At 43.2% G+C, this 22,308-nt stretch carries 19 protein-coding genes; 1 reads left to right on the top strand and 18 read right to left on the bottom strand.

Going from position 1 to position 22,308, the window contains the following annotated elements:
• The first annotated feature begins 62 nt into the window (after positions 1-62).
• A complete protein-coding gene (gene rpsT / locus JMX70_RS09705; RefSeq protein ID WP_010200097.1) occupies positions 63-329 on the top strand; it encodes a 30S ribosomal protein S20 in 267 nt (88 codons plus the stop codon).
• A 159-nt stretch (positions 330-488) separates the two neighbouring features.
• Here the strand turns inward: rpsT and JMX70_RS09710 are convergent, their stop codons facing one another.
• The 18 genes from JMX70_RS09710 to JMX70_RS09795 all read right to left on the bottom strand — a co-directional run bounded on the left by JMX70_RS09710 (position 489) and on the right by JMX70_RS09795 (position 21,755).
• Complete coding sequence (locus JMX70_RS09710; protein WP_201591640.1) at positions 489-1,331, bottom strand: histidine phosphatase family protein; 843 nt, start codon at positions 1,329-1,331, stop codon at positions 489-491.
• Between the two features lie 106 nt (positions 1,332-1,437).
• The gene (locus JMX70_RS09715; protein ID WP_201591641.1) at positions 1,438-2,235 is read right to left on the bottom strand and encodes a metallophosphoesterase; all 798 of its coding nucleotides are present in this window, start codon (positions 2,233-2,235) and stop codon (positions 1,438-1,440) included.
• A gap of 164 nt (positions 2,236-2,399) precedes the next feature.
• A complete protein-coding gene (gene pyrF / locus JMX70_RS09720; RefSeq protein ID WP_201591642.1) occupies positions 2,400-3,098 on the bottom strand; it encodes an orotidine-5'-phosphate decarboxylase in 699 nt (232 codons plus the stop codon).
• A gap of 72 nt (positions 3,099-3,170) precedes the next feature.
• A complete protein-coding gene (locus tag JMX70_RS09725; RefSeq protein ID WP_201591644.1) occupies positions 3,171-3,581 on the bottom strand; it encodes a lipopolysaccharide assembly protein LapA domain-containing protein in 411 nt (136 codons plus the stop codon).
• 73 nt (positions 3,582-3,654) lie between these two features.
• A complete protein-coding gene (locus JMX70_RS09730; protein WP_068404507.1) occupies positions 3,655-3,960 on the bottom strand; it encodes an integration host factor subunit beta in 306 nt (101 codons plus the stop codon).
• 255 nt (positions 3,961-4,215) lie between these two features.
• Positions 4,216-5,904, bottom strand: a complete 1,689-nt coding sequence (gene rpsA, locus JMX70_RS09735) for a 30S ribosomal protein S1 (RefSeq protein ID WP_068404509.1) — start codon at positions 5,902-5,904, stop codon at positions 4,216-4,218.
• A 235-nt stretch (positions 5,905-6,139) separates the two neighbouring features.
• On the bottom strand, positions 6,140-6,895 hold the full coding sequence (gene cmk, locus JMX70_RS09740) for a (d)CMP kinase (protein WP_201591646.1): 756 nt from the start codon (positions 6,893-6,895) through the stop codon (positions 6,140-6,142).
• A 180-nt stretch (positions 6,896-7,075) separates the two neighbouring features.
• Positions 7,076-7,627: a tRNA adenosine(34) deaminase TadA gene (gene tadA, locus JMX70_RS09745; RefSeq protein ID WP_201591648.1), complete on the bottom strand. Its 552-nt coding sequence runs from the start codon at positions 7,625-7,627 to the stop codon at positions 7,076-7,078.
• Positions 7,628-8,365: a uracil-DNA glycosylase gene (locus tag JMX70_RS09750; RefSeq protein WP_201591650.1), complete on the bottom strand. Its 738-nt coding sequence runs from the start codon at positions 8,363-8,365 to the stop codon at positions 7,628-7,630.
• Positions 8,366-8,500: 135 nt separating this feature from the next.
• Positions 8,501-11,074: an ATP-dependent Clp protease ATP-binding subunit ClpA gene (gene clpA / locus JMX70_RS09755; RefSeq protein WP_201591653.1), complete on the bottom strand. Its 2,574-nt coding sequence runs from the start codon at positions 11,072-11,074 to the stop codon at positions 8,501-8,503.
• Between the two features lie 669 nt (positions 11,075-11,743).
• On the bottom strand, positions 11,744-12,151 hold the full coding sequence (locus JMX70_RS09760; RefSeq protein ID WP_068404516.1) for an ATP-dependent Clp protease adaptor ClpS: 408 nt from the start codon (positions 12,149-12,151) through the stop codon (positions 11,744-11,746).
• Between the two features lie 158 nt (positions 12,152-12,309).
• Positions 12,310-13,194: a hypothetical protein gene (locus JMX70_RS09765; RefSeq protein WP_201591656.1), complete on the bottom strand. Its 885-nt coding sequence runs from the start codon at positions 13,192-13,194 to the stop codon at positions 12,310-12,312.
• Between the two features lie 103 nt (positions 13,195-13,297).
• A complete protein-coding gene (gene argC / locus JMX70_RS09770) occupies positions 13,298-14,365 on the bottom strand; it encodes an N-acetyl-gamma-glutamyl-phosphate reductase (RefSeq protein WP_201591658.1) in 1,068 nt (355 codons plus the stop codon).
• A 98-nt stretch (positions 14,366-14,463) separates the two neighbouring features.
• Positions 14,464-15,600, bottom strand: coding sequence for a uroporphyrinogen decarboxylase (gene hemE, locus JMX70_RS09775; protein ID WP_201591660.1), 1,137 nt, complete (start codon positions 15,598-15,600; stop codon positions 14,464-14,466).
• Between the two features lie 209 nt (positions 15,601-15,809).
• Positions 15,810-16,982, bottom strand: a complete 1,173-nt coding sequence (gene proB / locus JMX70_RS09780) for a glutamate 5-kinase (protein WP_201591662.1) — start codon at positions 16,980-16,982, stop codon at positions 15,810-15,812.
• A gap of 141 nt (positions 16,983-17,123) precedes the next feature.
• Positions 17,124-18,326: an Obg family GTPase CgtA gene (gene cgtA, locus JMX70_RS09785; protein WP_068404524.1), complete on the bottom strand. Its 1,203-nt coding sequence runs from the start codon at positions 18,324-18,326 to the stop codon at positions 17,124-17,126.
• A gap of 321 nt (positions 18,327-18,647) precedes the next feature.
• Entirely contained in the window at positions 18,648-20,093 is a 1,446-nt protein-coding gene (locus JMX70_RS09790; RefSeq protein WP_201591664.1) for a glyceraldehyde-3-phosphate dehydrogenase, read from the bottom strand.
• A gap of 378 nt (positions 20,094-20,471) precedes the next feature.
• Positions 20,472-21,755 (bottom strand): lipocalin family protein, encoded by a 1,284-nt coding sequence (locus JMX70_RS09795; protein ID WP_201591666.1) that lies wholly within the window; start codon positions 21,753-21,755, stop codon positions 20,472-20,474.
• Positions 21,756-22,308: the final 553 nt, after the last annotated feature.

Consider the following 22,308-nt stretch of genomic DNA (forward strand, 5'->3'; position numbering starts at 1 on the left):
TAAACCCATTATTATTGCAATCAACATTCATATTTTTATCTGTCTTTATCAAGGAGATACGCGTGGCTAATACTGCACAAGCTCGTAAACGCGCCCGTCAAAACACCAAACGTCGTCAGAACTCTGCGTCACAACGCTCTATGGTTCGTACTTATCTAAAACGTGTTGATGCGGCTATCGCTGCTAAAGATTATGACGCGGCTACCGAAGCTTACAAAAAAGCGGTACCGGTTCTTGATCGTATGGCTGACAAAGGTATTATTCATAAGAATAAAGCTGCTCGTCGTAAGAGCCGCCTAAACAAAACTATCAAAGGCTTACAAGCTTAAGATTGGTTGCGTTTAGACCGCATCGCACTTGATGGTGTGATGACCAAAACCTTGCTACTGGTTTTCATACTGGGGCAGGGTTTTTTTATGCCTATTTAATAGTTAAAAGCTGGTATTTAAAAACATTAGCGGCTTAATTAAATGCTTAAAGAATAAGGTCTATGTCCATTTTACTTCTGGTGGCAATAGCAACTTGCTTGGATGAAAACCAGCGGCACGGTAGCCTTGTAATAAATCGCTTATTGGACGAATATATACTTGCCCGCGCCAAACGAAATAGGCATTGGCTTGCTCAAAAGGCTTATCATCAAACCACAAAAACACCCCTTCCATCATCTTTGGCCAATCATTCCAATCAATCTCAACCACGTCTAGCATCACTGCTAAAAAAGCTGATAGCAGAGTATCATGACTGACCGCCAGCATTAAATGCCCATGTTGCGGCTGGTTTTGATAAAAAAGCGATAAAAGATCGAGTCCGCCTTGATAAGCATTTTTCGTGCCTTCAAGATTGCCTTGTAAGAAGCGATTGATAAAGTTTAGCACACCAATTTCTTTAAAAATCGGGTTGGCAATCTCAGGTTCGGTCACCAGACTGCCAGGTTCAACCAGTAGCGATTGATGGGCAATATCACGTCGTAGTCCCGCACCCTCTTGCATCAGCTGCGCGGTATCAATACAGCGACCAATCGGACTTGAGATACTATCAACATCGAGCGAATACGGCAGATATTCTGCTAACCAGCGCCCCCAAGACTTTGCCAACACGCGACCTTTTGGCGTTAATGGTAGTTGGTAACTGGCAAACCCATTACCATCAGAGCGCTCACGTAAAGAATGTCTGGTAAATAAAATCAGTCTTTTATCTACCGGCAACAAACCTACCGAAGACATCATACTGTCAGGTAAGTGAGAAGGTGCAGGTACGCTTGGCCTGAGGTTCGTAGGCTTTTCAGGCGGTGTCGATCGTTCCGATGGGATATTATTAGGCAATTTACTCATGGTAGTAAGCGTAGCAGATTTATTGATGAGAATGAACAAAATATAAGCTCAGTTGCACTATAGCTTATTCAGCTATATATCGATATAAGCGCTTGGTTAACAGGATTTAGCCAATATCCACCACTTTGTTCCAAACAAACGCCAATTCGGTACTGCTTACCTCATTAGGATAAGCACGCGGATTGACTATCACACGCGTTTTATTAATTTGATAATCAAAGGCTTCATGAGTATGGCCATGTACCCATAGCACAGGTGCCCAGTCCTCATGCATCCAGCTCGATAAATCACTGACAAAGGCGGCATTACTCGGTAGGTTGGCAAATTTTTCAGACACCGATAATGGGCTAATACTATGATGACTCATGACCACCGTTTTTTTACCCAATGCTTGCGCCGTTATCAGTGCTTGCTGTAGCCACTGACGATGCTCAGTATGGATTTGTATCGATACTTCAGGAGAGAACAGCTCGCCACCCGCATAAATTTGCTTATAATCACGCATAAAACGCCTAGCTGCTGCCATCGTATCGACATCAGCTTGATATTGATAGTCCGTCCATAACGTACAACCCAGAATCCGCACTTCACCAATATCAATATACTGACACTGTAAAAAGCGCACGCCCTGCTCTAATTCACTATCATAATTATCCCAAGTGGCTAGCTTTTTATCAAAATGCAGTACATCTTCGCCGAAGTATTCATGATTGCCCGCGATAGTAATCAAAGGTACTTGCAAATGCGCTGCCTGCTCTTGTAGCCATGGCATACCATCATCGCTATTGGCAGTATCTCCCGCTACCAATACCACGTCTGCGTCCGTTTTAGGGATACTCCCTAGTGGATACGACTGCCGCGCATAACTGTCAATATGTAAGTCACTTAAAATCTGTAATTTCATAGGTTTTACTATTATCCAATCAGACTATTTGCGAACGTTAGCTTTTTCCTCAGCTTACGAGTAGCGTGAATTTAACCAGTGTAGCAGCTTTTCGTTAACGAGCAAAAAGTAAAAAAGACAGCGGATTAGGCTGTCTTTTTTTATTATACCGTCGATCTATAGCGCTAGATACTATTCAATATCAATTGTAATTTGGCCAAAGGATCTACTGCTTGGGTGATTGAGCGACCAATCACCAAATAATCAGAACCATCTGCTAATGCTTGCTTCGGTGTACAGATACGTTTTTGATCATCAGCATTGTCGTCTGGCAAGCGAATGCCCGGAGTGACAAGTTTAAAATCTTGCCCACATAACGCTTTAAGCGTTTTGGCCTCTTGTGCTGAGCATACTACCCCATCAAGACCCGCTTGCTTAGTCAGTTGTGCCAAACGGCTCACTTGGGCATCTAGACCATCAGTGATACCGGTTTGCGTCAGTGCCTGATTGTCCATAGAAGTCAGCACAGTAACAGCTATTAGCAGGGTTTCAAAATTACCGTCTGACAAGCGCTGCTTGGCTAACGACATGGCCTCAAGGCCCGCGCTTGCATGCACATTGACCATCCATACACCAAGCTCGGCTGCTGCGAGTACCGCTTGGGCGGTGGTATTAGGAATGTCGTGAAATTTTAAGTCCAAAAACACGTCAAAATCACGCTGATGTAGCGCTTTAACAATGTCAGGACCACAGCGGGTAAACAGCTCTTTGCCTACTTTTAAGCGACATAACGCTGGGTCTAATTGGTCAGCTAGCGCTAAAGAGGCATTTTTAGTCATATTATCCAGTGCAACGACGACTGGAGAATGGATGATGTTATTCATAGTTGTGCCACGTTATATCAGTTTATTAAATGATTATATAAACGTCTCAATATAAGAATGCTTAGTTAGCACTCAATGCTCACGCTTTTGCTTGGTTAAAGTAGCACCATCGTCTACATCGATAACGCTGTCATCTTGTACATTGGTCGCTGTCGCGCCGTAAACCGCTTCTTGTACTGATGGTGCGTTTGCCTGACGGTCAATGACGATATTAGCCTGCGTCACTTGCTCTTGCAAATTGGCATTTAGCTTTTGTAGCCGTGAGATTTCCCATTTATTTTGTAGCACACGGAAGATAAGCAGCGCGAGTAGCATGCCAATCACAATGCCTAGTATTAAGCACAGAATCAGTAATAAGCCCAAATTCATCGTCGGCGCTTGGGAAAAAAGTAGGTTCACCCCAACTTCGGTATTATTGGCCAATACCAAACCGAGCGAATAAGCGAAGCTTAAAAACAGTAATACCAGCAGTAAAATACGCATCAGAGATATCCTTTTATGTTGAATCGTATGAACCGTTTAACAAAGAACGCGACATTCTGACGGCTCTGCTTACCTAACCGTTTGCTACCTTGGCATTGACAGCTTCACGTAGCGCTTTGCCCGGCTTAAAGTGTGGAATGGCTTTTGCAGGTACGGGTACGCTTTCGCCTGTTTTAGGATTGCGTCCCATACGGGCACGGCGATGATGAAGACAAAAACTACCAAAGCCCCGCACCTCTACTCGACCATCATTGGCTAAGGTATCGGTCATCAAATTTAATATTTCGCGTACTGCATCATCGACGACAGTATCTGTCATGTTGTCACAATTCGCACTCAGATTACTAATAAATTCGGACTTGTTAATTGCTTGCTGCATTATCACATGGACCTTATTGATTAATGGATAAGATAATAATGAAGTAAATTGAACAATTAAAAACTGTTTAATTTTACGTTCATATCTCGTTACTCAATGTTGCAAATGATAGCGGATATTGGCATAAATAGGAATAAGAGTTTCCTTTTTTACCATAAAACCTTACTAACTTGCCCCATACTCAAATTTAATCACAAAAAAAAGCGACCGGAGTCGCTTTCTTTTTATAGTATAACTATATCAACAAACTACCGCTTACTGCATTTGTTCTTTGATTAAGTCACCAATGGTTTTTGGCTGTGCATCAGAACCGGCAGCAGCAGTCGTACCAGTGCTTCCCAATTCTTTAATCGCTTGACGCTCTTCAGCTTCGTCTTTTGCTTTGATTGACAAGTTGATGTTACGAGTTTTGCGATCAACACTGATGATTTTCGCTTCAACATCATCACCAACAGATAGATGCTTGGTTGCATCTTCAACGCGATCACGTTGAATCTCAGAAGCACGTAAATAAGCTTCTACTTCGTCAGCAAGTTCGATAGTCGCACCTTTCGCGTCTACTTCTTTTACTTTACCATTAACGATAGCACCGCGGTCATTGTTGACCAGGTATTCGTTAAATGGATCAGAGCTTAATTGTTTGATGCCTAAGCTGATACGGTTGGCTTCTGAATCTACAGACAATACCATTGCTTCAACGGTGTCGCCTTTGTTGTAGTTACGGATAGCTTCTTCGCCAGTTTCGTTCCAAGAGATATCAGACAGATGAACAAGACCATCGATACCACCGTCTAGACCGATAAATATACCGAAATCAGTGATAGATTTGATCGTACCAGTGATTTTATCACCGCGCTCGTGTTTCTTATCAAACTCATCCCATGGGTTAGCAAGAGTTTGTTTAATACCTAAGCTGATACGGCGACGCTCTTCGTCGATATCAAGGATCATTACTTCAACTTCATCGCCCACTTGAACAACTTTTGATGGGTGGATGTTTTTGTTGGTATGATCCATCTCTGATACGTGTACTAGACCTTCGATACCTTCAGAAATCTCAGCGAAGCAACCATAATCAGTTAGGTTGGTGACGCGTGCTTTAACCACGCTACCTACTGGGTAAGTGCCGCCAACGTTATCCCAAGGATCCGTACCAAGTTGTTTTAGACCCAAGCTTACGCGATTGCGCTCACGGTCAAACTTCAATACTTTAACTTTTAGATCTTGACCAACTTCAACCACCTCAGATGGGTGCTTGATACGGCGCCACGCCATGTCAGTGATGTGTAGTAGACCATCAATACCACCAAGATCAACGAATGCACCGTAATCAGTTAGGTTTTTAACGATACCTTCGATCTCGATACCTTCTTCAAGCTTGTTCAATAGCTCTTCACGCTCAGCTGAGTTTTCAGCTTCCATAACAGCGCGGCGACTTACCACGACGTTGTTACGTTTTTGATCAAGTTTGATAACTTTAAATTCTAGCTCTTTGCCTTCTAGATGCGTGGTATCACGGATCGGACGGACGTCTACCAATGAACCTGGTAGGAACGCGCGAACTGAACCTATATCAACGGTAAAGCCGCCTTTTACTTTGCTAGAAATAATACCTTTAACGATCTCATCGTTATCAGAGATTTTCTCAAGGAAATTCCAAGTCTCAACGCGTTTGGCTTTTTCGCGTGACAGTAAGGTTTGACCCATACCGTTATCAACCGCTTCAACCACGACGTCGACTGTGTCGCCAACTTCAACTTCAAGTTCGCCTTCTTCGCTTAAAAACTCTTCACGAGCGACGATACCTTCAGATTTAAGACCAGTATCTACTGTGATCCAATCGCTATCGATGGCTACAACAGTACCAGTGATAACCGAGCCACGCTCGATATCAAGACCTGTTTCTTCGATGCTCGCTTCAAATAGTTCAGCAAATGATTCCATTATGTCTACCTTTGTATAGCCGTATCCTGTCCAGCACAGTACGGATCAAATGTATGACTGTATAAAACGAGAATACTGGTTTTATATCTTATGCAGTCATATAAAAAAACAGTTGTTGCTAATAAGCGATTTTGCAGCGAACTCACTAGCAACTACTGTCTTACTTATATTTATACAATTTTATACTAAAACGGAAGCCATAGGAAACCTTTTAGTACTTAAAATGTTGTTTTTATTAACGATTAAAACAAACACCCTTATCTTGACAATGTTTTTTTACTAACTCATAAACCGCGTCAGCGTCTAGGTTTGAGCTATCTAAAACCAGTGCATCTTCAGCCGGTTTTGACGGTGCCGTTGCTCGGTTTTCATCACGCTCATCTCGCGCTTTAATCGTTGCCAGAATCGCATCGAAATCAGCCGCCTGCCCAGCTTTTAATAGCTGTGCCACGCGGCGCTCTGCGCGAGCGGTAGCGCTTGCGGTCAGATAGACCTTTACATCGGCATCGGGGAAAACTACCGTACCCATGTCGCGACCATCAGCGACCAATCCTGATTGGGTTGCCATGTCTTGCTGCAATTTAAGCAATGCTTGACGCACCTTTGGATAAACTGCAACTTGTGAAGCATAACCGCCAACGGTTTCATTGCGTACTTGCTCACCAATCTTAGCGCCATTGACAATGATATCCACGCGCCCTGAATCGCTATTAGGCTCAAAAACGATCTGTAAGCTTTGGGTCAACTCTAATAACGCAGTCTCATTAATCGCTTGGCTGGCATCTGCTGTAATCAGACCTGCTTCAAATGCTTTTAGACCAACAATGCGATATAACGCCCCTGAATCAAGCAGCTGATAGCCCAAGGTTTGCGCTAAACGCCACGTAACCGTGCCTTTACCTGCCCCACTTGGACCATCAATACAGATAACCGGATAGCGCAATGACGGCGTCTCACTATTGTCATTAGTATCAGGTATAAAAGCGGACATAACACTCACTTAATCGTCGGCAAAGCTGACATCGTGGTAAACAAAGAATTTCCCTGCGCTATCAAACGCTTGCACGGTAATAGACAGATTCGTAAGCAAATAGGGCGATAGTATAGCAAACAAACTTCTCCATCACTAGCAGTGTGAACAATATCTTGTTAATGGTTTGGGCTGACTTTTTTATCTTTTATTCTGTTTGGACGCTTGCCGGCGCTGCCGAAAAAAATCCTTTAGCATTTGACTACTATGCTCACGGCACAAGCCTTTATGTACTTGAATACGATGATTATAAAAAGACTCGGCAGCCAAGTTCATTTGACTACCAACCATACCAGCCCTCGGCTCGCTTGCTGCATAGATAAGCCTATCGACGCGAGCATGAATCAGCGCGCCAATACACATAGTGCACGGCTCTAAAGTCACATATAACGTTGTCTGAAGCGGCAAGCGATAATTGTTTAAACGCCTGCAGGCATCCCTTAACGCGATAATCTCTGCATGCGCGGTTGCGTCATGGCGTCCAATCGGCTCATTAAAACCCTGACCTATAATCTGCTGATTGTGTACCAGTATTGCTCCTACTGGCACCTCGCCATGCTCAGCACCTTGTTTAGCCAAATTTAATGCTTCATGCATCCATTTAACATCTTCAACTGACCAAAATTCATCTGTAGCAAGTTGGTAGTTAACTGCCTGAAATGGCTGCAAACTTATATTTTGTATATTTTTCATTTACTGCGGTAACTGCCAATCGATGGGCGTTTGTCCATGCTGTACCAGATAATCATTGGTTTTTGAGAAAGGCTTCGAACCGAAAAACCCCCCGCGGTTGGCAGCTAATGGAGATGGATGGACAGCGGTCAAAATCAAATGTTTGTCTGTATTGATATATTTACCTTTTTTCTGCGCTTTACTGCCCCATAAAATAAATACTGTATTCTCAGTTCTCTCATTTACCACATCAATTACGGCATCAGTAAACTGCTCCCAGCCTTGATTTTGATGGCTATTAGGCTCGCTTTCTTTAACCGTCAAAGAACTATTGAGCAATAACACCCCTTGCTGCGCCCAATAAGTCAGATCGCCATGTTTTGAAGGAGCGATTCCGATGTCACTCGCCATCTCTTTTAGCACATTATTTAAAGACGGCGGTTTCGGCATCGCTTTTGGTACTGAAAATGACAAACCCATCGCTTGCCCCGGTCCATGATAAGGGTCTTGACCCAGTATCACCACCTTCACCTGTGATAACGGCGTTAGATTTAACGCATTAAACATCAACGGCGCTGGCGGATAAATACTATCATCTGATTGATAGGCTTCTTTTAAAAAAGCGCGCAAATTATCCATATTATCAGAGGTCAATTCTTCTGCTAAAGCTTGTTTCCAGTCGTCCGGTAAGCGCACATTATCCAAAATGGCTTGCTTTTGGGCATCGCTCTTCGTAGATTTTTCATCAAACAATTCCATGATAGGTCCTTTTTTATTTTTTATAGGAGTATAAGAAATACGGTCATTCAATAAATTATAGCAATAAAAAAACGGCTACCATTGTAACCGTTTTTATAACACCGTAACCGTTGTTATTATATCAATAGTAAAAACTTAGCTAGCTAGTGACTCAGAATCTGGATGGGGCTCATGGGTTTCAACGACCGTTAAGATAATACGACTGTCGGCTGACCCTTTATCCGAAGATTTACCGCCATTTTTATCAAGCTTAACAGTATCACCGTCTTGCTCATTGGCTTCTTTGGGCTCTAAGCTTAAATGTACAATCCCGCCGTTTACCAAGTCGCCAAACAGAATCATACTTGCGAGTGGTTTTTTAATCTCGTCTTGAATAAGGCGCTGCATAGGACGCGCACCCATGAGGCGATCATAGCCTTTTTCCGCCAAGTAATCACGGACTTCATCGTCAATCTCGAGCGTGACTTGCTTGTCATCGAGCTGTACTTGTAGCTCAACCAAGAACTTATCGACCACAGAAACCACAACCGACGTATCTAACGCGTTGAACTGAATAATCGCATCCAAACGGTTACGGAACTCAGGCGTAAAGACACGTTTGAGCGCTTCGGTATTGTCACGGCTGTGGTCTTGTTGGGTAAAGCCCATCGAAGAGCGGCTGATACTTTCAGCGCCGACGTTGGTCGTCATAATGACGATCACTTGCTTAAAGATAGCCACGCGGCCGTTGTTGTCAGTCAACGTACCATGATCCATCACTTGTAATAACAAGTTAAAGACATCAGGGTGTGCTTTTTCGATTTCATCAAGTAATAACACGCAATGCGGATGCTGATTGATTTTTTCAGTCAGCAAACCGCCTTGGTCATAACCAACATAACCAGGAGGCGCACCAATCAGACGTGAAGCAGTATGCGCTTCCATGTACTCTGACATATCAAAGCGAACCAACTCAACACCCAATAAGTTTGCTAATTGACGCGAGACCTCCGTTTTACCAACCCCAGTAGGGCCAGCAAACATAAACGAGCCAATTGGTTTATCCGGCGCTTTTAGACCGGCACGCGACAGTTTAATGGCATCTGCCAAGGTTTCAATCGCTTCATCTTGACCAAATACTAAGTGTTTAAGATCACGATCTAAATGCTCAAGAATGCTCTTATCATCACTGGATACGGATTTGGGCGGAATACGCGCAAGCTTAGCAATGATGGCTTCGATATCAGCAACATCGATTTTTATCGGTGCGCGTTTGCCTTTAGATCTCTTAGACCCATTGGCTTTATCATCGGCTTTTGCCGTATTTGCTTCTTCTTGCATTTCGTTAGCAGTCCTTGTTTCATCAAAGCTGTCATCGTCAGCATCACCCCCAAGACCTTCTTCATCGGCATCGATTTGCGCATCAAAGTCTTGTTCTAAATTGGCAATAAAGCTTTCTTCAGCATCAATATCGTCCAAATCCGCGACGATGCCCAAGCGCTTATAAGCACCCGCTTCATCGATAACATCGATGGCTTTATCTGGTAAAAAGCGCTCATGAATGTGTTTCGCCGATAATTGCACAGCAGTGACCAAGGCTTCGTCGGTATATTCGACGTTATGGAACTCTTCATAACGCGGTTTCAACCCACGTAAAATATCGATACTGTCATCGACACTTGGCTCTTTCACATCAATCTTTTGGAAACGGCGTGACAATGCATGATCTTTTTCAAACACCTGACGATACTCAGTAAAGGTTGTCGAACCAATACAGCGCAGCTCACCATTGGCAAGCGCTGGTTTGATTAAGTTTGAGACGTCCATATTGCTACTCATTGACGAGCCTGCGCCAATAATCATATGAATCTCATCGATAAACAAAATCGCATTGGGCTTTTTCTTTAACGCATCAAGTAGTGATTTCATCCGTTTTTCAAAATCACCGCGGTACTTAGTACCAGCGATTAATGAGCCGATATCTAGGCTATAAATCACGCAGCCATTAAGCGGTTTTGGCGCTTTATCATTGATAATCAACCACGCCAAACCTTCAGCAATTGAAGTCTTACCCACGCCCGGCTCACCCACCAGTAGCGGGTTATTTTTACGACGGCGACATAGCACTTGTGCAGCACGCTCAATCTCAGGGCCACGACCAATTAGTGGGTCGGTTTTACCTTCAGCGGCGCGTTGGTTTAAGTTGGTTGCAAATTCAACCAAAGGATCTTTACTAGTTTTTTCTGACGCACTACGGCGCTCACCTGTCATCGACGCACGTGGCTCAGATGGCTCGTCTTTGTCTTGACCATGTGATAAATACTGGGTCAGCTCAAGGCGGCTGATTCCCTGTTTTTTAAGCAAATAAACGGCATAGGTATCATGCTCTGAGAACATCGATACCAAAATATCAGAACCTTCCACTAAACGCCCGCCACCAATAGACTGCACGTGGAAAATAGCACGCTGTAAAATGCGGTCAAAGCTTTGGGTTGGCTGTGGTGATTGTTCAGAATCTGCGTCCACGGTTGGCGTATGCTTATTAACATAAGCTTCTAGCTCACTACGCAACGTTGAGACATTGGCATTGCAAGCAGTCAACGTATTGGCAGCATTGGTATTTTCCAATAACGCCAATAGCAGATGTTCAACAGTGAGATACTCATGCGATTTTTGGCGCGCAAGTGTCATTGCTAAACGCAAAGAAACTTCAAGATGACGACTTAACATAAGGACTTCCTACGGTTGTACCTATCTTATTATTGATAGCTTTATGAATGAGTTAGTAACTAAATCAGGGCGATAGATGGATTGTTCAAGGGCAATGTTGGGATTATTAACAGACATTACTGCATATTATTGAATGATGTCTTCCATGGCTTGAGTACTATTTGCGTCTTACCTTTATCTCAACATGATACTTAACCATAGTCAATCTTTTAACGCTGACTAAAATGTATCGAAGTGTCCACTAGACCTTAATTGCGCAGTATTTATTGTGCAGTATTAAAGCGAAAAATAGGCGATAAAGTACTTCGAGCGGCTATTTTTAAAATTCACGGTTGAATATAACAGAGATAAAAGGTGCTAAAACGACATAGAAAAATGTGGGGTTTAATCCGATTAAGTGTACAAGGGTATACTTTAATATATGGGTGATATGAAAGAAAAATCAAGCAGGAAATACAAAGCTAGGAAGATTAATAAAAGAGAATTAAAGGAATGACAATAAATTTAAAAAGGCAGGAATCAAGTAGACAAATAGATTAGAGCAAACCATTGGCGAATACAGCAGGTTTGCTCTAGCCTGTTCTTGTAATAAATAAAAAGGTAAGAAATAGAGAAGTGATTAGAATCAACAGCACCTAGAGAAAACTTAAGACACAATAGGCTAAAAAATTATTCGCCCTGATGGGGCTCGATTTGAGTTAATAAAGGATAACCTTCGCGGTGCGCCAAGCTGTTGACTTTTTTGGCTTTGGTTTCAGCAATGTCTTTTGGATAAATACCGGCAATACCCTTGCTACTATTATGAATGGTCAGCATAATTTCAACCGCTGTATCCATACTATGACGAAACTCTGATTGCAGCACATAGACAACAAACTCCATCGGCGTGTAGTTATCGTTATACATGACCACTGCATACATCGGCGGTTTTGCCACTTCTGGCTCAGCGACCAATACATCGGCTTGCGGTGAAGTTTCGCCCTCGGTATCACCATCTTGCGCCAGACGCAGCGGCGTATTTGGGAAATGCCAATCAGCAACGGTTGGCGTTGAATGTAATATCGGTTGTTTTATCATAATTAGCGTACAAATTAATAGCGATGCTGTATCAGCATAAAGAGGATTAAAAAAGAGTAGCAGACCTGTCTAGCTATCACTTAGCATAAGACACGAAAGTATTAATACATTAAAAATCTAAAATTTAATAAAATAAAGTTCAATAAAATATCAAAAACTTAAGGCTCGATAGGGCTTTGATCGACTTCTGGCAAATCTAAAAGTGACAACGGCATGCTATCAACCTTATCACCAAGCTTCCAGTCGTATAATTGCTCCAATTCTTGTCCGCCAGCATTTAAGCTTAGTTTAACCTGCAAAGGTTTAAAGCCTGTTGGCATCATAAAGCGGCCACGAATACGCGTTATCCCATCGATGGTATAACTTGCCGGCTCAAGCGGCACTTCTACAAAGTCATTATCATTCAGTAAGGTTAAAGTAGGTTTTAAGCGCTTAGCTTTGCCGTCGCTGGCCAGCATAGCCACATCAAAGCCGTACTCAAAAGCGTTTTCAGGCAAAGGTTTGATTTTCGCCCCAAATATTTGTAAAGGCATACCGCCATTTTCGCTAACAAGCTCGGCATATACCTCATTAAGCTGGGCTAGTTGTTTATTTTCAACCGTCAATTCCTGTTGGTTTTCACGTAGCTCTTTTAAATTTGCCAAACTTATTTCTAACTCTTGCTTAGCAGTAGCTGCTTCATTGGTCGCAATTTTGCTACTAAGGCGTAAATCTTTTAGTTCTTGCGTGGCTTCTTTACTGGTAATTACCGCTTGCTGAGTTTCTGCCTGCATAGAATAATAGCCGCGCTGATAGCCAAGTTTATGGCCAAATGCGAGTCCAACTCCAGCGGTCACCAATACCGTCACCACGAATAATGCCAATACTAAGGTGGAAGCGCCGCGTTGCTTATTACTAATAAGCGGGCTATTTATCAGCGCATTACTCTGTTGGTAATGAGAATAAGAGAGATGCGCATCGTGCCCCACATCATAGGAAACAGAGTCTTGGCACAATACTCGTGCAGGCTGTTGGCAAAGGCGTGGTGCACTCTTCAAACGCATTTAGACGATATCTCTTAACAATAAAGGCAGGTTATTATAGCGGAATTTATAATCAATACCTAGCACCATAAATATGTGGGATTTGTTAATGGCTAGACATCTGTTAAGGAACGATAGGGGCAAAGTCTAAGCCCATCGATTCATCGAAACCAAACATCACATTCATATTTTGCACGGCCTGCCCAGCAGCACCTTTCACCAAATTGTCTTGCACAACAATCACCGTCAGCTCAGCACGCGCATTGTCTTGGTGAATACCAATACGCAAACGATTACTGGCTCGCACGCTGCGCGTATCGGGATAAAGCCCCTTTGGCATCACATCGACAAACGGCTCTGCCGCATAGCTTCTCTCAAATACTTGCTGCCAATCGATAGCAGTGCCTGCTTCGGTAAGCTCTAAATGAATAGAACTCAGCATGCCGCGTATCATTGGCACCAGATGCGGTAAAAAACGGATACGATGGTCAAACTGGCTCTCTAACAATTGAGCAACGCCCTGCTCAATCTCTGGTAAATGCCGATGACCCTCGACGCTATACGCTTTAAAATTATCGGTGGTTTCCGCATAGTTAAGCGCAAGCTTCGCTTGCCGACCAGCACCGGAAACGCCAGATTTTGCATCGATAACGATACGCGACTCAACCAGCCTTTCGGCTTGCTGATTTTGCGCATCGATAATAGGTTTTAAGCCCAAAATAGCGGTGGTTGGATAGCAGCCAGGGTTACCGACAACTAACGCATTGGCCAATTTTTCTCGATTGATTTCAGGTAAGCCATAAACGGCTGTCTTTAACAATTCAGGACAGGCATGCGCTTGCTGATACCAATGCTCAAAATCTGCTAATGACTGCAAGCGAAAATCCGCCGCCAAATCAATGACCTTGACGCCCGCTGCCGTTAACGCCTCAGCTTGCTTCATTGCCACGCCATGCGGGGTGGCAAAAAATACTACGTCGCATTTTTGTAAGGTAGCAAGTGTTTCATCGCCCAAGTCACTAAAGACGATATCTGAGATACCGCGTAAACTTGGAAATATCTCATCAGCGCGGGTGCCAGCTTCGCTACGCGAGGTTAGCAAATCAATAGACACTTCAGAATGGGCAGACAATAAGCGAATCAGCTCAATACCTGTATAGCCTGTGCCGCCGACAATCGCTGCTGAAATCATAAGATATTCCTTTTTCTTTTAATGCGTAAATATAAGCGCTATTACTAGCGCTTTTAAACGTTCATTTTTTAATAATTAACGATATTAAATTTTATAACTTAAATTTTATAATCATGTACCGCATCGATAAAGACTTTGGCATTATCAGGATTGACCCACTGGGTAATACCGTGACCTAAGTTTGCCACATAGCCGGTTTTTTCGCCACTGGCGTAAGCGCTATCGAGCATCGCGTTGACTTCAGCACGGATGGTTGCAGGCGAACCGTACAAGGTTGCGGGGTCTAAATTACCCTGAATGGCTTTGCTGCTTTGTAGCTTTTTATGTTGCTTGGTCAATTGGCGCTGACTTTCTGTCAATACTTGACGGGCGCGATCAATAGGCATCGTCCAGTCTAGACCTAGCACATCGGCTTCACTATCCGCTTGCACATCAAGCCACAATCCACCGCCTTTGGTAAATAGCACGACTGGGATTTCTGGATGACGTACCTTTAGCTCAGCGACAATACGCTTATTATAGGCATGCGAGAAATTCACAAACTGACGATGACCAAGCGCCCCGCCCCAGCTGTCAAATATCTGCAAAATTTGTGCGCCAGCAACCACTTGCGCATCCAAATAATCAATCACTGACGTTGCCAATTTATCTAATAATTGATGTAAAAACTCCGGATTGCTATATAAGAAACCTTTGGTATAGCGGTAATCTTTTGAGCTGCCGCCTTCAATCATGTAAGTCGCTAGCGTCCAAGGACTACCAGAAAAGCCGAATAACGGCACTTGTCCGTTTAGTGCTTTACGAATGCTCGTCACCGCGCGCATGACATAATCAAGCGAGTCATTCATATCGAGCACAGGTAATCTGTCTAAATCCGCTTGCGTACGAATCGGATGCTTAAACTTCGGACCCTCGCCTGTTTCAAAATATAGTCCTAGCCCCATGGCATCAGGAATGGTCAAAATATCACTGAATAAAATCGCGGCATCTAAGTCATAACGGCGCAGCGGCTGCAAAGTGACTTCGGTCGCACGCGCCGTATCTTTACATAGGCTCATAAAGTCACCGGCTTCAGCGCGAGTGGCTTTATATTCTGGTAAATAACGACCGGCTTGACGCATCATCCATACTGGCGTGGTATCTATGGGCTCAAAGCGGAGTGCTCGTAGCAATCTATCGTTTTTTAAAGGCGCAAAGTTCTGCTCAAGCGCATGGTTACTGTCTGAAGCACTCATGTACAACTCTCCAAAACAGCCCTATATTCAATAAAATAAATAACAGGGCAAGATAAAATAAGTGAAAGAAAAGATTAATAAACGCTTATAACGCATAGATAGCGGCATTTAATTCTAAAAAGCTTCATAATCATTTGATATCAGCTTCTTTATATTAAATGCCATTTACTATTAAGCTTTGACAACACCTACCGATTAAAGGGGTATAACTACACGGTTAACGCTAAATTGTCGCGATGTACCATGACCACGCGCTCTTCTTTGTTACCAAGAATTCTATCGAACTGCTCTGTACGCTCACGAGCCACACGGCAGGCGTCACGCGATGAGAAGTTTACTTGACCAACAGCGATACGCTCGCCCGTGTCTTGATTGACAATCTCAACCACATCACCTTCATCAAAATCACCGCGGACTTCGACGACGCCAACTGGCAATAAGCTCTTGTGATGTTCGACAACCGCTTTTGCAGCCCCAGCGTCTACAATGAGCGTGCCTGACATGCGCAAATGCGCCGCTAACCACTGTTTACGAGCAATGATTTTATCTTCGTCATTAGTGGTCAATAACGTACCAACGGCTTCGCCAGAAACCACGCGCGTGATGACATCGTCGATAGCGCCGCTCACGATAACCGTTGGACAACCACCCATGGCAGCCAAGCGTCCAGCACGAATTTTAGTCAGCATACCGCCACGACCAAGTTTACCGCCATCGCCAGCGATATCAAATAAATAATCGGCCATCGCGCGCTCTTGGCGAATCATCTTGGCATTCGGATTGTTACGCGGATTATCAGTAAAGACGCCTTCTTGATCGGTCAAAATAATATATAAATCGGCATTGACCATCGCCGCTGCCATCGCGCCTAAAGTGTCATTATCGCCGAACTTAATCTCGTCGATGGTGATGGTATCGTTTTCATTAATCACGGGCAGTACGCGCCATTCTAATAACTGCGTCAATGCTCCCGTGGTATTTAAATAGCGGCTACGATTAGACAAATCATCATGAGTTAATAATAGTTGCGAGCTTTGAATACCATGCTGAATTAGTGCCGACCACCAGGTTTCAATCAAGCCCATCTGACCGATGGACGCACAGGCTTGTAGCGCCGCCAGTTTTCTTGGGCGCTCGTCCAGATTCATCCGTACCACGCCTTCAGCGACAGCACCTGATGACACAAGCAATACTTCCACACCTTGCTTATGCAGTTTGGCAATCTGCTTTGCCCATTCGTAAATGGCAGTTCGATCAAGCCCTCGTCCATTATTGGTTAATAGCGATGAGCCAATCTTGACAATAACGCGCCGAATATCAAAGTTGCGAGCTTGCTTAACAAACCTTGCTTCTTCTGTCGTGTTCTGTATGTCAACTGCCATATAAACTCCTGTTGCTAGGGTAAATGAATTACGTGGATAATATTAAAACTGTACGCACACCTATTTAAAAAACGAAACATTAATTTTTGTCAATTTAACCCTAAATATATTTAAAGTCAGATACATTTAAGCGCAGATATATTAAGGAACGTATACCACTTCGACGCCATCATCGAAATCGTCATCGTCGTCTAAATTGGTACCTTCACGCGCTGCTTTACGAGCCGCACGATAGGCTTCACGCTGCGCTTCGGTATTCAAACGAACTTCTGCTTCTAAGCGCTCAAAACGCTCTTTTTGGGCTTCTGCAAAAATAGGATCTTCGAGTTCACGCTCACGCTCGCGCTCGATCTCATTCATCAAATGATACTTAATCGCATCAACGCCTTCACCGGTCAAGGTTGCGGTACGAAATACCATACCTGTCCAACCAAGCTCAGCCACGATATGGGTACAAAGCTCATTTAAGTCTTCTTCGGCAACCTGATCAATTTTATTTAGCACCAAAATCTGTGGCAAATTGGCCAATTCAGGTGAAAAACGCTCAAGCTCATTTAAAATTACGCGCGCGTTTTCTACTGGGTCGCTGCCATCGATCGGTTTTACATCAACCAAGTGTAACAGACGGCGTGTACGAGCGACATGCTTTAAAAAACGAATGCCAAGTCCTGCGCCTTCTGACGCGCCTTCGATTAAACCCGGAATATCTGCCATCACAAATGAGCGGTGACGACCGATATCAACCACGCCTAAGTTTGGCACTAATGTGGTAAAGGGATAATCGGCAACCTTAGGTTTGGCAGCAGATACCTGACGGATAAAGGTTGATTTACCCGCGTTAGGTAAACCAATCAGACCAACGTCAGCGACTACTTTTAGCTCAAACTTCAGCACCTTTAACTCGCCTTCAAAACCTGAAGTGGCTTTGCGCGGTGCTTGGTTGGTCGAGCTTTTAAAATGGGTATTACCCAGACCGCCGTCGCCGCCTTTGGCAATCAGTAGCGTTTGACCAATTTCAATCAAATCGCCTAATACTTCGTCGGTTTCGGTATCAACCACGGTCGTACCAATAGGAACCGGCAAATAAATATCGTCAGAGCCTTTACCCGAACAGTTCTTACTATGACCGTTTTCACCGCGCATGGCGTCATAACGACGGGTATAACGGTAGTCAACTAAGGTGTTGGTATTGTCATCGGCAATGACATAGACATCGCCGCCCTTACCGCCATCACCACCGTCAGGGCCACCACGTGGGACATACTTTTCTCGGCGAAAACTGGCGATTCCGTTACCACCGTCACCTGCTTTTACCGTTACGACGGCTTCATCAATAAATCGCATCTTTCGTTCCTTTATTTACCATCTCGTTTATCAACTTACAGTCAGCGACTGTATTTTAGGTGGTAGCTATATGTTTGGTAGTTATGAATAACTTAAAAAAATATAAAATCTTCTTTAAAACGGCATTTACTAAAATGTCATACCACGCTTAGCATTTAGCATGACAACAACACCCGATAACCATTCGGACTATCGGGTGTTTGAGTACTGCCGTTAATAATTTACACCGATTTATCTAGGATAAAACTTACTTTCGTCGCGCTATTTTGCCTTAGCATTTTATCTAAATACAAACGGCTAAGATAGCATCTGTGCAAATTTTTACGCTGGAATTTGCGCATAGCTGATGCCAGCCATTTGCGTAGCCAAACGTAATACCTGCGTGCTATAGCCAACTTCGTTATCGTACCAAATATAAACGATAGCATGATTGTCTGTCAAAATAGTCGCTTGCGCATCAACGATACCGACATGCGTATCACCGACAAAATCAGTCGATACTGCTTCGGTAGAATCTGTATAAGCAATCTGAGTTTGCCACTGACTGCTATTAGACACTTTACGCATGAACTCATTCAACGCATCGGCACTGGCTGGCGCCGTTTTAAGGTTTAAGTTCAAAATCGCTAAGCTGACGTTTGGCGTTGGTACACGAATCGCATTACCCGTCAATTTACCGCTAAGCTCTGGTAGGGCTTTACCAACTGCTTTTGCCGCGCCAGTACTGGTGATAACCATATTCAATACTGCACTGCGCCCGCGGCGATCGGCTTTATGATAATTATCAATTAAGTTTTGATCGTTGGTGAACGAGTGAATGGTTTCTACGTGTCCATTCTCGATACCGTACTCATCATTTAAAACTTTGAGCGTTGGGGTAATCGCGTTGGTCGTACAGCTCGCTGCACTGACGATAGTGTCATCGCCGACCGTATCGTTATTGACGCCATAAACGACGTTTTTAATCTCACCGCCAGCAGGAGCCGTTAGCAATACTTTTTTCACGCCAGTCGATTGCAAATGCTTGCCAAGACCGTCTTCATCTTTCCAGATGCCAGTATTATCGATGACCAATGCATCGTTGATACCATAAGCCGTATAGTCAATCTCGCTTGGGTCTTTGGCATAAATGACTTGTACAAAGCGGCCATTGATAATCAAACCATTGTTTTCATCATCGACAACGACGCCACCAGCGAAGCTACCATGGATTGAATCACGCTCAAGCAATGAAGCACGCTTAGCCAGATCGCCCGCTGCTGCTGGACGCACCACAATGGCTTTTAGCTGTAAGCCTTTAGCGCTTGACGCTTGTGACAATAAAAGACGCGTTAAGATACGACCAATACGGCCAAAACCGTATAGCACCACATCCGTTGCGCCATTGCTTGCAGCGTTATTGTTGTTAACAGACTCTAATGCCGCTTGTAAATCACTGTCATTAGCAATCAATTGACCAACATCGATACGCGCCGCTTGGATGTCTTTATTCTCTGCAAGCGTTTTAACCATCGCTAAAGTATCCGCGACAGCGATAGGTTTAGCACCTTTATCACGCAGCGCGACTTTTTGATGCAATGCCAGTATTTGACCCACAGAGGTTGTATCTAGCGTATCACCAAACAATGTCACTTGCACATCTTGCTCATTATAAAGCTTATTTAATAAGCCCATAAGCTCGATGGCTTGTTGCTCTTGTTGGTTATAATTGCTCAAATGGTCTTGATGTAATTGGCGTAAGGTATCAGCGTTGCTCACGAGAAACATCCTTTTGGTCAGTAATTAGGTAGCAGAAAAGTAGGAAGAAATATAAATAGATAGGTCATCATTACTTAAATAACGATATTAAAACGGTCATGCTCGACTTTGGCGGTAGTGATTGGCAATAGTAACTATCACTAACTAGCGTCACAGTCTTTATCGTCACCGTCTTTAGATAAGGTAGATTTTAGCCTAAAACGCCCTATTTTGCTAGTGATAACCGAATTTGACGTACTTATCGCGTTTTTCATAGCTTTATAAGTTGCTTGTTAAAAATAAAGGCAGCTTGCACTGCTGCTCTATTGTCAATTAATAATAACCTATGCAAAAATAGGACAATTATAAAATACTTATATGGTTATGCCATGTATGGTGATAAAAAGCTTAAGGAACCAACTTTACTGTCTGATTAGTCTGCGGGGTAAGTTTAAACTCTTTTAAATCGTAGCCCTGCTTTTGGGCAATTTGGCGATATTTTGCATAAGTTTCTTGGCTAACATTTGGCGAACGAGCCAGTAACCATAAATATTCTTTATCTGGCGTGCCAACCAATGCCGTTTTGTAATCTGTATCACGAGCAAGCACCCAATAATCAGCGCGGCCAACAGGCAACCAGCGAATCCACGACGGTAAAAAAGTAACCTTTAATTTACTACCCGAAGCATCAGCAGGTTTAGCTAAACCTTCTGCAGTAATGGCTGAACCATCTTGTGCTTTGCATTGATTAATCACCTTAATGCCTGAACCGTCAGTTTTTTCAATATAAGTCGCCGTCACATCACTGGCACAGTTGCGCTGAAAATACATCGGCAAGCGCCCTATCTCGTACCAAGTACCAGCGTATTTTTTTAGATCAACGCTATCAACTGTGGTTGGTACGCTAGCAGATTTATGGATAATTGCATTTGGCTTAATGGATAACGTCTCTGTGCTGGTTTTATCCGTCGTTGCATTAGCCGTCACATTAGCTTTAGCCGCGCTATTGACGGGTGGCGTCGCCGCATACGCTGAAAACGCCGCCAGCGGTATGATAATTGCTAAAGCAATACCTGTGTGTTTAATAAGTCCATTCATAAATATACGCTCCGGTATTGTTGGTAAACCCATATCTTCATTGACGTCGTCTATATCAACAGTTTCAGCAGTAATTGACTTATTGAAGTTATTACTTTCAATTAAGCTTTTCGCTGAGCTGTTAATTTCACTGTCAATATTGATATCGGAAGTATTGAGGTCAGTAGTTTTTTGTACTTTTTTATAAGCAAGCGCTTTTTTGTATCCGCCGCCATCTTGAAAACTGCGGCTTTGCAAATCTTGAGTGCTTTTAAAACTTGTATTATCTTTATCTTGGCGGTGATTGCTTTTCTGAATCAATGCAGGCGTGGCGGCTATAGGCGCGTTTTGTCCACTCTTTTTATAGCCAAATTCATTATCTGTTGCCAAGGTATTTAGAGCGACATCGTCTACTGACATGTCGTTGGCGCTATCGTTGTGATAGCTGGCGTCGTTGCTGGCATTACTCGATTGTGACGTATTATCTGTCTTGCGATAACCTTTTTTTAAATAGTTTTTATCAAGATAATGCTGACTTGATTTAGTCTGCTGTGATTGAGAACCAGCTGCCTGCGAATCAGGCCATGCTGACTTAGGTAACTTATTGGTTTTCATAGGAGTACCATTTATTAATAGTGTTAGTTAAAATTTTTCATTTATCAAATTTTATAGCGATTAACTCAGTATAAATAATGCTCAACAATCACTTTAAATACAAAAGACAGATGAGTGAAAATTAAATACTGGATTACTTATATTTACTATACCTTCTAGTGGCGCTGCCATGAATAAAATTACGATAGATAAGAAGTGGTTGGATAGCAATTGGTTAAATAGCAAGTGATTGGATAAAAAGTTGCTAGATGAATCGCCCTTAACAAACTGATTCTGCGCCCTTTGGTAATTTTCAGGTTTATAGTAATGGCAAAGGGCTAAGCAAAACAGTGTAGCAATGTAGGAAAACGCAACGGTTTGTAAGTAATTCTGTATTTACGCCATACAAGCAATACATAGTTACCTTGTGTAAAAATAGATTTAAAATCAGTGGCTTGCCCCCCATTAAACCCTACTCTTGTATGGCCTTACATTTGCTTTCAGTTTTTGATTTACCTTTCATATTTTGGTTAATTATTGGCCTAAAATATACTCTCAAATAGTATAAATACCA

This window comes from Psychrobacter pulmonis (assembly GCF_904846465.1).
GTDB classification, from domain to species: Bacteria; Pseudomonadota; Gammaproteobacteria; order Pseudomonadales; family Moraxellaceae; genus Psychrobacter; species Psychrobacter faecalis.

What these genes read in the sequence shown, in the direction of transcription:
- rpsA (WP_068404509.1), bottom strand. Translation starts at nt 5,904, where the DNA reads ATGGAATCATTTGCTGAACTATTTGAAGCGAGCATCGAAGAAACAGGT.
- JMX70_RS09750 (WP_201591650.1), bottom strand. Translation starts at nt 8,365, where the DNA reads ATGGAATTGTTTGATGAAAAATCTACGAAGAGCGATGCCCAAAAGCAA.
- JMX70_RS09765 (WP_201591656.1), bottom strand. Translation starts at nt 13,194, where the DNA reads ATGCGTTTGAAGAGTGCACCACGCCTTTGCCAACAGCCTGCACGAGTA.
- JMX70_RS09710 (WP_201591640.1), bottom strand. Translation starts at nt 1,331, where the DNA reads ATGAGTAAATTGCCTAATAATATCCCATCGGAACGATCGACACCGCCT.
- JMX70_RS09730 (WP_068404507.1), bottom strand. Translation starts at nt 3,960, where the DNA reads ATGCAGCAAGCAATTAACAAGTCCGAATTTATTAGTAATCTGAGTGCG.
- JMX70_RS09725 (WP_201591644.1), bottom strand. Translation starts at nt 3,581, where the DNA reads ATGCGTATTTTACTGCTGGTATTACTGTTTTTAAGCTTCGCTTATTCG.
- proB (WP_201591662.1), bottom strand. Translation starts at nt 16,982, where the DNA reads ATGGCAGTTGACATACAGAACACGACAGAAGAAGCAAGGTTTGTTAAG.
- JMX70_RS09790 (WP_201591664.1), bottom strand. Translation starts at nt 20,093, where the DNA reads ATGTTTCTCGTGAGCAACGCTGATACCTTACGCCAATTACATCAAGAC.
- hemE (WP_201591660.1), bottom strand. Translation starts at nt 15,600, where the DNA reads ATGAGTGCTTCAGACAGTAACCATGCGCTTGAGCAGAACTTTGCGCCT.
- argC (WP_201591658.1), bottom strand. Translation starts at nt 14,365, where the DNA reads ATGATTTCAGCAGCGATTGTCGGCGGCACAGGCTATACAGGTATTGAG.
- clpA (WP_201591653.1), bottom strand. Translation starts at nt 11,074, where the DNA reads ATGTTAAGTCGTCATCTTGAAGTTTCTTTGCGTTTAGCAATGACACTT.
- cmk (WP_201591646.1), bottom strand. Translation starts at nt 6,895, where the DNA reads ATGTCCGCTTTTATACCTGATACTAATGACAATAGTGAGACGCCGTCA.
- JMX70_RS09760 (WP_068404516.1), bottom strand. Translation starts at nt 12,151, where the DNA reads ATGATAAAACAACCGATATTACATTCAACGCCAACCGTTGCTGATTGG.
- cgtA (WP_068404524.1), bottom strand. Translation starts at nt 18,326, where the DNA reads ATGCGATTTATTGATGAAGCCGTCGTAACGGTAAAAGCAGGTGACGGT.
- JMX70_RS09715 (WP_201591641.1), bottom strand. Translation starts at nt 2,235, where the DNA reads ATGAAATTACAGATTTTAAGTGACTTACATATTGACAGTTATGCGCGG.
- JMX70_RS09795 (WP_201591666.1), bottom strand. Translation starts at nt 21,755, where the DNA reads ATGAAAACCAATAAGTTACCTAAGTCAGCATGGCCTGATTCGCAGGCA.
- pyrF (WP_201591642.1), bottom strand. Translation starts at nt 3,098, where the DNA reads ATGAATAACATCATCCATTCTCCAGTCGTCGTTGCACTGGATAATATG.
- tadA (WP_201591648.1), bottom strand. Translation starts at nt 7,627, where the DNA reads ATGAAAAATATACAAAATATAAGTTTGCAGCCATTTCAGGCAGTTAAC.